The sequence below is a fragment of the Enterococcus sp. AZ119 genome, assembly GCF_050546175.1.
In the GTDB taxonomy this organism is placed as follows: domain Bacteria; phylum Bacillota; class Bacilli; order Lactobacillales; family Enterococcaceae; genus Enterococcus; species Enterococcus faecalis.
Genome location: NZ_CP172951.1, coordinates 555030 through 567381, shown reverse-complemented (window position 1 = coordinate 567381; position 12352 = coordinate 555030). Strand labels below are relative to the sequence as shown.

The following is a 12352-nucleotide window of genomic DNA, read 5'->3' as shown; positions in this document are numbered from 1 at the left end:
ATTAGGTTATGTCAGTACAATTAGAAGTTAAAGAAAGAGCTATCCGTCCACGTTCACTAAGAAATCAGCTACGTCACGAAGGGAAAGTACCTGCCATTGTTTACGGTTACCAAATTGAAAGTACACCAATCTATTTTGAAGAAAAAGACTTATCAAAAATTTTACGCGAACATGGTGCTAACACCGTTATTAAAATGACAGTTGATGGCAAAAACATCAACACATTAATGTCGAAAGCACAGTTAGATACCTTTACTGGTCAAATGCTTCATGTTGAATTCTTATCTGTAAATATGAAAGAAACAACAGAAGTCGAAGCAGAAGTTCAATTAATTGGTGAATCTGCAGGTGTGAAAGCTGGGGGTACCTTAGCTCAAAACTTGTACACTGTTTTAGTGGCAGCCACACCAGACAAATTGCCAGAATCAATTGAAGTAGATATTACAAACTTAGAAATTGGTGATGCTCTTACAATCGCTGATTTACCTGAACACAAAGACTATGAAATTTTAACTGATCCAGAAGAACAACTAGTTGCTATTGTTGAAGCACAAACTGCTCCTGAAGAAGAAGAAGGAACAGCTGCTGAAACGACTGAACCAGAATTAGCCGAATAAAGAGTACACTTTTGTTCAGCTGATTCTCTTAAGTTTTAGAAATGGGATGTACGTTGAAACAACGTACGTCCCATTTTCTTTTTACTGCATATCTTGATTTCTTCACATAAATGATGACACCTGCAAAGCTAGGAAGCTACAGAGGAATATTAAATTTTTGCTAATCTACGCAATATTTTCCAACGAAACAATTTCTTTTTTTTAAATTTGCAGTATACTAAAAGTAAGTAAACAAAAAGGAGGTCATCCATATGTTTGAACGTTTTGATAGTGACCGTAGCCGCTATGCTTCATTAGGTGTTGTTTCTAGCTTACCTAGTGGCTTAATTGATAGTATTTGGTTGATTATTGACTTAAATCTAAAAGGGGTTATCCCTTTAAACGACTTACTTCACTTTGATTTGTTGAACAATAATGGCAAAGTGACTGTCCATTTTTCTCAAGAAAATAGTTCAGTAGAAATGGCCATCGACTTACCATTTAGTTATTCTACGGCATATCCGTCGCGAATTTTTGCTTTTGATGATGGCCATCGTGAAACGATTTTATTACCTGCAGAAATGTTAGAATCTTAAATAATTTCAACAAATAAAAATACCACCGAATGAAACACTCGGTGGTATTTTTTAATTTTAAAATTTTACGCCTTGCGGTTTACAATAAAAGAGTAAATAGCGATACAGATAATCGCTCCTAGCAACGCTGAGATAATTGGAAACCCGCCGATGACTGGTCCTAAAGAAGGCAACAAAAGTGATGCTACCCAACTTCCTAAAAAGCCCACGATAATATTTCCAATAATGCCACCTGGCACGTCTTTTCCTAAAATTGCGCCAGCAATTGCGCCAATAATTCCTCCGACAATTAATGCCCATAGAAAGCTAAACATTTGAAAAACCTACCTTTCATAGTTGATTTTTTTAGTTAATTTTCCTACTTTAAGGATAAAACAGAAAGCAGACTTTTTCAAAAGATAGGACTTTTCAGAAGTCAATTTATTCTTCTACATAAGCTAAACGATAGGATACTGTGCGACCAAAAGAAAATACTTGCAAACCTTGTAAGCGATCTGATTTCAAGTAACCAATGGCTCCTTGGAATAGTGGTAAAACACCGGCATCTTTTTCAATTAATGTTTTTTCTAAACTTAGTAATTCATTCCAGCGTTTTTCAGGTTCATTGGCGTAATCTTTTCTAACTTTTTGGAGACCCGCATCATACGCCGAATCGTTATAACCAGAAGTATTTAAGCCACTTTTCGAGTCATAAAATTCTAAAAAATTAATGGGATCAGCATAGTCAGGTGTCCATGTTCCAAAGGCTAAATCGTAATTACCTGCTGTTTGTAAATCCAAACGATTTTGCAAAGGCAATGATTTTAATTTGATTGTTAAACCTGGTAAATTTTGTTGCAATTGCCCTTGAACAAATTCAATGGTTTTCTTGGCAATCGCTGAGTCCGCTGAGATTAGTTCCAATTCAATTTTATCTTTGCCCAACTCTTCTTTCGCTTTGGTCCAGTTAGCTTGGGCTTCTTTAATATTATATGGCAATAAATCACCATTTTCTTTACGGAAATCTTCACCTGTATCTGGATTTTTTGCAAAATTAGCTGGTACAAAACCATTTAAAGCTGTCGAGCCATCTCCTAAAATTTCTTTTGCAAAAGTTTCTTTATCAATCGCTTGTAAAAAAGCTTTTCGAACATGTTCGTTGCCGGTGATTTCACGGCGATGATTAGGGCTTAAATAACCTACCATAGCTTTAGGTACAAAATGCGCTTGTTTTGACTCTTTATACTGAAGTGCATAAGTATCTGCTAAAACAGTGTAATCTAAGTCGCCATTATCAAAAAGATTGGCTCCTGTGCCAATTTCTTTCACTACTTGAACATCAATTTCATTCAATTTTACGTGTTCTTTATCCCAATAATGATCATTCTTCTTCAATTTCCAAGTTTCGGAATTGCCATCCCAACCTGAAATTACAAATGGTCCATTGCCAACAAAATTATCTGCAGAAGTCCCATAGGCAGTACCTTTTTCTTTGGCAAAGGCTTCATTTTTAGGCATAAAAGGTGTTCCAACTAAGACTTGGGCTAAATAAGGAATTGGATTTTCTAATGTTAGTTCTAGTGTCTGGTCATCGATTGCTTTGACACCAAATTCTTCCATCGTGGCTTGTCCTTCCCGCACCGCACGCCCATTTTTAAAAATATCCATTTGATTACTACTACTTGAACCATACGCTGGATCGACCACGTTTCTAAACGCAACTACAAAATCCCCTGCTTTAACAGGATCCCCGTTTGTCCATTTTGCCTCTCGTAACTTGAATGTATAGACTAACCCGTCTTCACTAACTTGTGGCTCTGCTTTCGCCATAGCTAGCTCAGGATCTCCGTTTTTATCTTGTCGATACAAGCCTTCAACTACTTGACCAATCATATCGGAACTATAGACATCTGTATAATGAGCGCTGTCTAATGTCGAGAGTTCACCACCAGATGCGACGTTAATTTTCTGTGTAGCTGCTTCATTCGAGGTCGTTTTCGAACCGCCACTTCCACATGCTGCTAAAACCAAGCCCAGTGCAACAAGTCCGATTAACCACTTTTTCTGTTTCATACCAAAACTCCTCCTTCTGTTCAAACAACTTACCTACATTTTACATGATTTTCCATACATTTGTCCTTTTTCAGCACTTACTTTTTGAAAGAAAAATATTTTTTTAAGAATAAGAGTTGACAGATATTTTTTCTGGTGGTACAGTATTGAAAAACAGAGAACAGAAGAGTAACTGTTTCCTTTAGTGAAGAGAGTCTTTGGTTGGTGGAAAAAGACGTAAAGAAACAGCGAACCACATCTGGGAGTTGACTTTTTGAACCCTTAGTAGGAAAGTCCGGGACCACTCGTTAACAGGCGAAGTTATGAACTTCATAAGGTTCGTGTTGCGAAACACGAATAAACTAAGGTGGAACCACGATAATTGATTATTCGTCCTTTGGCTATTCAGCCAAAGGACTTTTTTGTTTTTTTAGATGCGCTTTTCAACCTGAGAGAGTGCCTCAACTGCTCAAGTCTGTTGTCCTCTTTTCTATATGCTTAATGGGATAAGCTAGAAAAGCAACAGGTTTTCTGTTCCGTTCGAACAATTTCATACTTACAATCAAGGCTTAGGACATAGTAATTTAGCTCTTCCTTTACAGAGACTTTTTCATTGGCTGAAAGAAAAAGATGGATTCTTCTTTACTCACACCTAAAAGATGTTTTTCTGAATCCTTTAGTAAGAAAAACCGGTGACTCTATCGTTAACAGAGAGTAGTTGTCAACGCAACTACATAAGGCTTATCTTGTGAAAGATAAGTAAATTGAGGTGGCACCACGAATGCGATTCGTCCTCTTGGCTCACAGCCAAGAGGCTTTTTTGTTTTTTTAATAAAAATTGTTGGAGGAAAAAATGATGGATTATATTTTAGAAATTTTACCTGCTTTAGTTAGCGGAGCTGGCATGACACTGAAAGTCTTTTTCTTTACACTCCTTGGCTCGATTCCACTGGGGATCATCATTGCCTTTATTTTACAAAGTTCGTTTAAACCTTTACGTTACTTAATTAACCTCTACATTTGGTTAATGCGCGGCACTCCGCTATTGTTACAATTAATTTTTGTTTTTTACGGCTTACCATTAATTGGTATTGTCTTTGAACGTTACGATGCAGCCTTATTCGCATTTATTTTAAATTATGCTGCGTACTTTGCTGAAATTTTTCGCGGGGGGATTCAAGCAATTCCCCAAGGTCAATATGAAGCTGCTAAGGTTTTACGTTTAACACGTTTTCAAACAGTCACGCGGATTATTTTGCCACAAGTTGTTAAAATCGTGCTGCCTTCCGTAGGAAATGAAATTATCAATTTGGTCAAGGATACTTCTCTTATTTATGTACTTGGCTTAGGCGATCTTTTACGTGCTGGTAAAATTGCGATGAGCCGCGATGTTACATTAGTACCATTAGCTTTAGTGGGAGTGATTTATTTACTCTTTACGGCAATTTTGACTGTTGCTTCTAAGAAAATTGAAAAATTCTATCAATATTATAAATAGGAGGACTCTACCATGTTAACTATTAAAAATTTAACCAAACATTTTGATAACCGGACCATTATTGATCACTTAAATTTAGAAATTCCAGATGGTAAAATTTTAACGATTGTTGGTCCTTCAGGCGGCGGAAAAACCACTTTACTTCGTTGTTTGGCTGGTTTAGAAACCATTGATTCTGGCGAGCTTTTGTTGGATGGTGTTCCTTTCAATCCTGCTGAAATGGACAATGCCGATCAAGTGGTTGGGGTCGTTTTCCAGGACTTCCAACTTTTCCCTCACTTATCAGTTTTAGAAAATATTACCTTAGCACCTACATTAGTACTAAAAGAAGAAAAAGCAAAAAGTCAGCAAGAAGCTTTAGAATTACTGGAAAAATTGGGCTTGGCTGGTAAAGAAAAACTCTATCCGTACCAACTTTCCGGTGGACAAAAACAACGAGTTGCACTTGCTCGTGCCTTAGCAATGAAGCCAAAAGTTCTTGGGTACGATGAACCAACGAGCGCGCTAGATCCAGCTTTACGCCAACAAGTGGAAGAAGTTATTTTAGATTTACGGAAACAAGGCATGACACAGATTGTCGTGACCCACGATATGGCTTTCGCTGAAAAAATTGCAGACAATCTTTTGACGGTTGCCCCCGTCCAATAGAAAGGAGTTTATGATGAAAAAGAAATATTCTTTAGCCTTGCTGGTTATCTGTTGTAGTTTACTCCTATTTGCAGGTTGTGGTAAAAGAAAAAGCAACGAAGATCAATGGACACGGATTAACGAAGAAAAACGGATTATTATTGGCTTAGATGACTCCTTTGTGCCCATGGGTTTTCAAGATAAATCAGGCAAAATTGTCGGCTTTGATGTCGACTTAGCCAAAGCGGTTTTTAAACTTTATGGCATTTCCGTTGACTTCCAACCGATTGATTGGTCTATGAAAGAAACAGAATTACAAAATCAAACCATTGATCTTATTTGGAACGGCTACACTAAAACGAGCGAGCGGGCCGAAAAAGTTCAATTCACACAACCTTACATGACGAACGATCAAGTACTTGTTTCTTTAAAAGAAAAAAACATTGCAACAGCGAGCGACATGCAAGGCAAAATTTTAGGGGTTCAAAACGGCTCTTCTGGCTATGATGGCTTCGAAAGTCAGCCTGACGTTTTGAAAAAATTTGTTAAAGACCAAACACCTATTTTATATGACGGCTTTAATGAAGCTTTCTTAGATTTAAAATCTGGTCGAATTGACGGACTCCTAATCGATCGCGTTTACGCCAACTACTATCTTTCCCACGAAGATAATTTAAAAAACTATACTATTTCTCATGTCGGCTATGACAATGAAGATTTTGCTGTGGGCGTCCGCAAATCAGACAATCAATTAGTCCAAAAAATCAATACTGCCTTTGAAACGTTACGAAAAGATGGCACCCTTAGTAAAATTTCTCAAAAATGGTTTGGAGAGGACGTTACAAATAACACAAAAATAAACTAAATAACGAATAAAAAGGTGTACTGCTGACTTAGTACACCTTTTTATTTGAATCAAATTCTTAGCAAATTCTAACTTATGAAGAACTTTTATTTTTGCTACACTAGTAAAAGTCGAGAGAATTTGTCCTTTTCTGCCTAGAACAATCATTACTCTCAATAAATGAAAGGAGAAAAAAATGCCTACTAATAAAAAAGAAGGAATGCTTTTTACTACGTTAATGTGCTTTCTGATGGTTTTCGGAATGAGCACCTATAATTTATTATTGCATGGAGAATTTTCATTGTACGCCTTATCAAAAGGTTTGCTTCCTGGATTTATCGTTGCTTTTATTTTAGACGTTTTCATCGTTGGTGTCTTAGCTAAGAAAATCGCTTTTTCTTTACCCTTTAATAAAGAAAAACGGCTATTACTTATTCTGACCATTTCGAGTCTCATGATTATCGGCATGGTGACTTGTATGTCTTTATTTGGCTTATTAATGGAAGGCCAGACGTTGTCACTAAGTGCGTATTTCCAAGCTTGGGGCCTGAACTTTATTGTTGCCCTTCCTTATCAATTGCTGATTGTCGGTCCCTTTTCACGTATGATCTTAACCAATTACCAACAACGACAAACTTAGAAAATAGATTTCTTATCTAAGTTTTAACAGTTGCCTAAAAAAAAGTTAACCTTTTTGATTTATCTTAGTGATAGTTCATTAAAGGAGGAACTGAAGTTGAAAAAATATCGTATTAGCTTATTTCTTGGCTTGATTAGTCTTTTATTATTTATGATCTCTATTTTAGTTGGATCAACATTATCTAGCGATGGACTTTTAAAAGAACCCGCCTTTTTCTGTACGCCGCTCGGTTACTTTTTTCTCTTCATCGCCTTGCTTTCGGTTATAACAATCACATGTAAAGAACATATGAATCAAAAAGGTAAAACAAAACAACCTTAAAAAGAGCCTGACGTTTTGATACGTCCGGCTCTTTTTTTAATAAAAACATATAACTTAATTTGCAACAATATTTACTAATTTATCTGGAACAGCAATCACTTTGCGCACTGTTTTTCCTTCAATAAATTCTTTAACAGCTTCATGGTTCATTGCAATTTGTTCTAATTCTTCTTTGCTTAACCCACGAGCGACATTTTGTTTGCCACGTAATTTTCCGTTCACTTGGAAAACTACTTCCACTTCATCTTCTACTAAGGCTGCTTCATCATAGGTTGGCCAAGGGACATAAGTTAAACTTTCCTCGTTACCTAAAATTTGCCATAGTTCTTCACCAATATGTGGCGCGATTGGCGCAAGTAATTGGACAAATCCTTCCACATATTCATAAGGTAAGGCATCCACTTTATTGGCTTCATTCACAAAAACCATTAATTGAGAAATCGCTGTATTAAAGTGCAAGTTTGCCATATCTTCTGTCACTTTTTTAACCGTTTGGTGATAAACTTTCGTTAAACGGCCATCATTAATTGTGGTAATTCGGTCACGCATTTTGCCTTCTTCATCAACAATCAGACGCCAAACGCGATCTAAGAATTTACGACTTCCTTCTAAGCCATTTTCATTCCAAGCAATGGAAGCATCTAATGGGCCCATGAACATTTCATAAAGACGTAACGTATCCGCACCATATTTAGCCACCACATCATCGGGATTTACAACATTGCCACGTGATTTAGACATTTTTTCGTTGTTTTCTCCTAAAATCATACCTTGGTTGTATAATTTTTGGAAAGGTTCTTTGGTAGGAACCACACCAATATCATATAAGAATTTATGCCAAAAACGAGCATAAAGTAAATGTAGCACCGCATGTTCGGCACCACCAATATAGATATCAACTGGTAACCAACGTTTTAATTTTTCAAAATCAGCAATTTCATTTTTATTATGAGGATCAATGAATCGTAAGTAATACCAAGAGCTTCCAGCCCATTGTGGCATAGTATTCGTTTCACGTTTTCCCTTCATGCCAGTTTCAGGGTCGACGACATTGACCCATTCATCAATGTTTGCTAATGGCGATTCCCCAGTTCCACTTGGGCGAATATCCGATGTTACTGGTAAACGTAGAGGTAACTCAGATTCAGGAACCGTTGTGGTTGTTCCATCTTCCCAATGGATCACAGGAATTGGTTCACCCCAGTAGCGTTGACGAGAGAATAACCAGTCACGTAAACGATAAGATACTTCTTTTTTCCCTACGTGATTTTCTTCTAGCCACTCATTCATTTTAGCGATGGCTTCTGCTTTGTTTAATCCATTTAAGAAATCAGAATTGATATGCGGTCCATCCCCTGTATAGGCTTCTGTTGTAATGTCGCCACCTGCGATTACTGGTAGGATATCAATGCCAAATGTTTTCGCAAATTCGTAATCCCGTTCATCATGCGCTGGGACCGCCATGATTGCGCCTGTGCCATAGCTTGCTAAAACATAATCGCCAATCCAAATTGGAATTTCTTGGCCATTGACTGGATTTATCGCATACGCACCTGTGAAAACACCTGTTTTTTCTTTTGCTAAATCCGTTCTATTTAAATCAGATTTTTTTGAGGTTTCTTCAATATATGCTTCTACAGCTGCTGTTTGTTCAGGTGTCGTAATTTTTTTCACTAGTTCTAGTTCAGGAGCTAGAACAGTATAGGTTGCACCAAACAAGGTATCAGGACGGGTTGTAAACACCGTGAAACTTTCTTCTGTGCCAGCGACTTTAAAGGTCACATTGGCTCCTTCAGAACGTCCAATCCAATTTCGTTGCATATCTTTAATACTTTCTGGCCAATCAACAAGCTCTAAATCTTCTAATAAGCGATCTGCATAAGCAGTAATTTTCAGCATCCATTGACGCATTGGTCGGCGAACCACATCATAACCGCCACGTTCACTTTTTCCATCAATGACTTCTTCATTTGAAATAACAGTTCCTAGTTCAGGTACCCAGTTAACCGCAACTTCTGCTTCATAAGCTAACCCTTTTTCATATAATTTTGTAAATATCCATTGTGTCCATTTGTAATATTCAGGATCAGTGGTATTAATTTCACGATTCCAATCATAGCTGAATCCTAGTGAATTAATTTGGCGACGGAATGTTTCGATATTTTTCTTAGTAAATTCAGCTGGGTCATTTCCTGTATCTAACGCATATTGCTCTGCTGGCAAACCAAACGCATCCCAGCCCATTGGATGCAACACATTATAGCCTTGCGCACGTTTCATACGTGAAAGAATATCGGTTGCTGTATAGCCTTCCGGGTGACCTACGTGTAAGCCTTGTCCAGATGGATAGGGAAACATATCTAGTGCATAAAATTTTTCTTTATTTGGGTCGTCCAATGTATTGAAACAATTGTTCTTAGCCCAATATTTTTGCCATTTTTTCTCAATCTCTTTGTGATTGTAGCTCATGTTATTCCTCCTAGTAATATAAAATTTTTCATTCTTAAAATTTGCCACCTGCAGCCATTGTCACTATTCTGACTTAAACTAGCCACTTAGTGATAAAAAAAAAGTCCTATAGGAAAAATTCCTATAGGACGTGAACATACAAATGCAACGTGGTACCACCTAAATTCGTCAAAGAAACGGTCAGTCACCGTCACCTTAACCTCAAACGTCTTAACGATCGTCACCGACTTTTCCTACTTGGTTTGTTCAAAAAAGTAACTTAAAGGCGAGTTCAAAAGCTTCTGTACGTATTTCCACCAGCCATACGCTCTCTATCACATGGTTCTTTCTACTATTCCTTCTCATTGTTTTTTTCTATTATAAGACTCATGTTACCAAAGATAGCTATTTTTTTCAATCTTAAATTAACCAACTTTTAAAGTTTGACCAATATAAATTGTATCCCCGCTTAAGCCATTTAATTGTTTGATTTTTTGGATGCTGATTCCGTATTGCATTGATAAGCCCCAAAGTGAATCACCGCTTTTAACTGTATGGCGTTTGCCTGATGCACTATTTGTTGAAGAAGCATTGCCACCTGCAGAAGCGCCTTTTTTCACGATGATTGTTTGACCAGCAAAAATTAAATCGCCTTTGATCCCGTTCCATGAACGTAGATTAGCAACACTCACGCCAAACTGTGCAGAAATTTTATTCAGCGTATCACCTGATTTAATCGTGTAGGATGTTGTCGCACCGCCACCATTATTCGTAGGCTTGTTCGTATTCGTTGAACCTGAGTTGGCACCTTTTTTCACGATAATCTTTTGACCAGCAAAAATCAAACTACCGCTGATGTTATTCCAGGCTTGTAAGTTAGCCACACTAACACCGAATTGTGCAGAAATTTTGTTCAAGGTATCGCCTGATTTAATCGTGTAGTACGTATTCGTTCCTGATTGATTATTGTTAGAACCACCATTGCTTGAGCCGCCGGTGTTACCTGAATTACCTTTTTTCACAATAATTTTTTGACCAGCGAAGATTAAATCGCCAGAGATGCCGTTCCATGAGCGTAAATTAGCAACGCTCACGCCATATTGCGCGGCAATTTTGTTCAAGGTATCGCCTGATTTAATTGTGTAGTACGTATTCGTTCCTGATTGATTATTGTTAGAACCACCGTTGTTTGAGCCACCAGTGTTACCTGAAGCACCTTTTTTCACGATAAGTTTTTGACCAACGAAAATTAAATCGCCAGAGATGCCATTCCATGAGCGTAAATTAGCAACGCTCACGCCATATTGCGCGGCAATCTTATTCAAGGTATCCCCTGATTTTACAGTATAGTACGTGTTCGTTCCTGATTGATTATTGTTTGAGCCACCGTTGTTTGAGCCACCAGTGTTACCTGAAGCACCTTTTTTCACGATAAGTTTTTGACCAACGAAAATTAAATCGCCAGAGATGCCGTTCCATGAGCGTAAATTAGCAACGCTCACACCATATTGCGCGGCAATTTTATTCAAGGTATCCCCTGATTTTACAGTATAGTACGTGTTCGTTCCTGATTGATTGTTAGAACCGCCTGTTCCTGGATTAACTGTTCCGCCCCCAGTATTTCCACCAGAAGATGGTGTATCATATTGAGTTAAGTTATATGCGGCAATGACATTATTTAATTTAGCATTGTAGCTAGGATCTGTCGCATAACGACCTGTTAACCAAGCAGTTGCATCGCGGTACGAGCTTGTATTGCTTTTCCAAGCCCCAGCATAATAGTAAACGCCCGCTTGGAAAGAAGTTGTTTTTAGCACGTGCGCATTATCTTGGAATGATTCCATATAAGAAGGATATTTACGGAAAGGTTCTTTTTTCACTAACCATTTGCCGTTTAAATATTCCCATGTATCCATATAGACAGATTGTCCATTGTAGCTGCCTTTAATCCCAAATAAGTTATAGTTTGGTGCCTTAGATAGCGTACTTGCTCCCCAACCACTTTCAACGATTGCTTGAGCCATCATCACTGATGCATATAAATCATTGGCTTGCGCAATAGGTTGTGCACAACGAGCTAACTCGGCAATAAATTCTGAAGGACTTTGCGTCGGTGATAACGCTGAAAAAGTTTGCGCAGAAGCTACTCTAGCTTCTGGTACTTTTACTTCATCATCGGGTGTAACTGCAGGCGCTGCTTCAGACTCGGTTGTTGAAGGAGCTACTGGCGCGATTTCTGCTACTGAAGAATCAGTCGTTCCTGATTCCACAGGTGTAGTTGAATCAACTGTTGGTTGCTCGGTACTTGGTGTTGTTGGTGTTTCTTTTGATGATTCAGTTGTCGATTCAGTCGTTGTTGACGAATCCGTTGTCGGTTGTTCCGTAGTTCCTGGCGTAGTTTCTGTGGTTGGTGTCTCTACTAAGCCAGTTTCCGTAGTAGGTGCTTGGGCAACTTCCGCATTTGTTGGCTGCTCTTCTGTTGCCTCAGCAGTCACTGGTAGTAACGCAACGGGTGTTCCTACAGATGAAACAATTAACGCCGAGCTGAATAAAGTAGTGCTCTTCTTCCATTGTACTGGCGTTTTCTTTCTTTGTTGTGCTTTCCTTCTTTCGATACGTGACATTGATTCTTTCTTCATTGATACGTCCCCAACTTTCCTTTTTTAACTTATATGTAAATGTAATTTTTTAGTTTTGTTATTATAACAAGTATACCTTTTTTTCTAGCGAATTAAAAACACTTCAACAAAA

The 12352-nt window shown here is 37.9% G+C and carries 11 protein-coding genes and 3 other annotated features; of the genes, 7 read left to right on the top strand and 4 right to left on the bottom strand.

What is annotated here, in order from left to right:
* Nucleotides 1–8: 8 nt before the first annotated feature.
* Nucleotides 9–617, top strand: a complete 609-nt coding sequence (locus IGL37_RS02755; RefSeq protein WP_002358773.1) for a 50S ribosomal protein L25/general stress protein Ctc — start codon at nucleotides 9–11, stop codon at nucleotides 615–617.
* Between the two features lie 251 nt (nucleotides 618–868).
* On the top strand, nucleotides 869–1192 hold the full coding sequence (locus IGL37_RS02750; RefSeq protein ID WP_002355697.1) for a DUF960 domain-containing protein: 324 nt from the start codon (nucleotides 869–871) through the stop codon (nucleotides 1190–1192).
* A gap of 65 nt (nucleotides 1193–1257) precedes the next feature.
* On the opposite strand, the gene IGL37_RS02745 is transcribed toward IGL37_RS02750, so the two are convergent.
* Together IGL37_RS02745 and IGL37_RS02740 are read right to left on the bottom strand one after the other, a co-directional pair.
* Nucleotides 1258–1506 carry a GlsB/YeaQ/YmgE family stress response membrane protein gene (locus IGL37_RS02745; protein WP_002355684.1) on the bottom strand — a complete coding sequence of 83 codons (249 nt, stop codon included), beginning with the start codon at nucleotides 1504–1506 and terminating at the stop codon, nucleotides 1258–1260.
* 106 nt (nucleotides 1507–1612) lie between these two features.
* Nucleotides 1613–3244 carry a peptide ABC transporter substrate-binding protein gene (locus IGL37_RS02740; RefSeq protein ID WP_002404754.1) on the bottom strand — a complete coding sequence of 544 codons (1632 nt, stop codon included), beginning with the start codon at nucleotides 3242–3244 and terminating at the stop codon, nucleotides 1613–1615.
* A 147-nt stretch (nucleotides 3245–3391) separates the two neighbouring features.
* Nucleotides 3392–3624 (top strand) — a binding site (T-box leader).
* 155 nt (nucleotides 3625–3779) lie between these two features.
* Nucleotides 3780–4022, top strand: a binding site (T-box leader).
* Between the two features lie 54 nt (nucleotides 4023–4076).
* Between IGL37_RS02740 and IGL37_RS02735 the strand changes: the two genes are divergently transcribed.
* The 5 genes from IGL37_RS02735 to IGL37_RS02715 all read left to right on the top strand — a co-directional run bounded on the left by IGL37_RS02735 (nucleotide 4077) and on the right by IGL37_RS02715 (nucleotide 7153).
* Nucleotides 4077–4721, top strand: coding sequence for an amino acid ABC transporter permease (locus IGL37_RS02735; RefSeq protein ID WP_002383057.1), 645 nt, complete (start codon nucleotides 4077–4079; stop codon nucleotides 4719–4721).
* Between the two features lie 12 nt (nucleotides 4722–4733).
* Nucleotides 4734–5369, top strand: a complete 636-nt coding sequence (locus tag IGL37_RS02730; RefSeq protein WP_002358764.1) for an amino acid ABC transporter ATP-binding protein — start codon at nucleotides 4734–4736, stop codon at nucleotides 5367–5369.
* A gap of 10 nt (nucleotides 5370–5379) precedes the next feature.
* Nucleotides 5380–6213: an amino acid ABC transporter substrate-binding protein gene (locus IGL37_RS02725; protein WP_002355679.1), complete on the top strand. Its 834-nt coding sequence runs from the start codon at nucleotides 5380–5382 to the stop codon at nucleotides 6211–6213.
* A gap of 175 nt (nucleotides 6214–6388) precedes the next feature.
* Nucleotides 6389–6832 carry a hypothetical protein gene (locus IGL37_RS02720; RefSeq protein WP_002355676.1) on the top strand — a complete coding sequence of 148 codons (444 nt, stop codon included), beginning with the start codon at nucleotides 6389–6391 and terminating at the stop codon, nucleotides 6830–6832.
* 96 nt (nucleotides 6833–6928) lie between these two features.
* On the top strand, nucleotides 6929–7153 hold the full coding sequence (locus IGL37_RS02715) for a DUF3955 domain-containing protein (RefSeq protein WP_002383054.1): 225 nt from the start codon (nucleotides 6929–6931) through the stop codon (nucleotides 7151–7153).
* A gap of 54 nt (nucleotides 7154–7207) precedes the next feature.
* On the opposite strand, the gene leuS is transcribed toward IGL37_RS02715, so the two are convergent.
* Nucleotides 7208–9622 carry a leucine--tRNA ligase gene (gene leuS / locus IGL37_RS02710; RefSeq protein ID WP_002364766.1) on the bottom strand — a complete coding sequence of 805 codons (2415 nt, stop codon included), beginning with the start codon at nucleotides 9620–9622 and terminating at the stop codon, nucleotides 7208–7210.
* A 121-nt stretch (nucleotides 9623–9743) separates the two neighbouring features.
* Nucleotides 9744–9976 (bottom strand) — a binding site (T-box leader).
* Nucleotides 9977–10026: 50 nt separating this feature from the next.
* Entirely contained in the window at nucleotides 10027–12240 is a 2214-nt protein-coding gene (locus tag IGL37_RS02705; protein WP_002386158.1) for an autolysin, read from the bottom strand.
* Between the last annotated feature and the right edge of the window lie 112 nt (nucleotides 12241–12352).

What these genes read in the sequence shown, in the direction of transcription:
- leuS (WP_002364766.1), bottom strand. Translation starts at nt 9,622, where the DNA reads ATGAGCTACAATCACAAAGAGATTGAGAAAAAATGGCAAAAATATTGG.
- IGL37_RS02720 (WP_002355676.1), top strand. Translation starts at nt 6,389, where the DNA reads ATGCCTACTAATAAAAAAGAAGGAATGCTTTTTACTACGTTAATGTGC.
- IGL37_RS02725 (WP_002355679.1), top strand. Translation starts at nt 5,380, where the DNA reads ATGATGAAAAAGAAATATTCTTTAGCCTTGCTGGTTATCTGTTGTAGT.
- IGL37_RS02735 (WP_002383057.1), top strand. Translation starts at nt 4,077, where the DNA reads ATGATGGATTATATTTTAGAAATTTTACCTGCTTTAGTTAGCGGAGCT.
- IGL37_RS02730 (WP_002358764.1), top strand. Translation starts at nt 4,734, where the DNA reads ATGTTAACTATTAAAAATTTAACCAAACATTTTGATAACCGGACCATT.
- IGL37_RS02705 (WP_002386158.1), bottom strand. Translation starts at nt 12,240, where the DNA reads ATGAAGAAAGAATCAATGTCACGTATCGAAAGAAGGAAAGCACAACAA.
- IGL37_RS02740 (WP_002404754.1), bottom strand. Translation starts at nt 3,244, where the DNA reads ATGAAACAGAAAAAGTGGTTAATCGGACTTGTTGCACTGGGCTTGGTT.
- IGL37_RS02755 (WP_002358773.1), top strand. Translation starts at nt 9, where the DNA reads ATGTCAGTACAATTAGAAGTTAAAGAAAGAGCTATCCGTCCACGTTCA.
- IGL37_RS02745 (WP_002355684.1), bottom strand. Translation starts at nt 1,506, where the DNA reads ATGTTTAGCTTTCTATGGGCATTAATTGTCGGAGGAATTATTGGCGCA.
- IGL37_RS02750 (WP_002355697.1), top strand. Translation starts at nt 869, where the DNA reads ATGTTTGAACGTTTTGATAGTGACCGTAGCCGCTATGCTTCATTAGGT.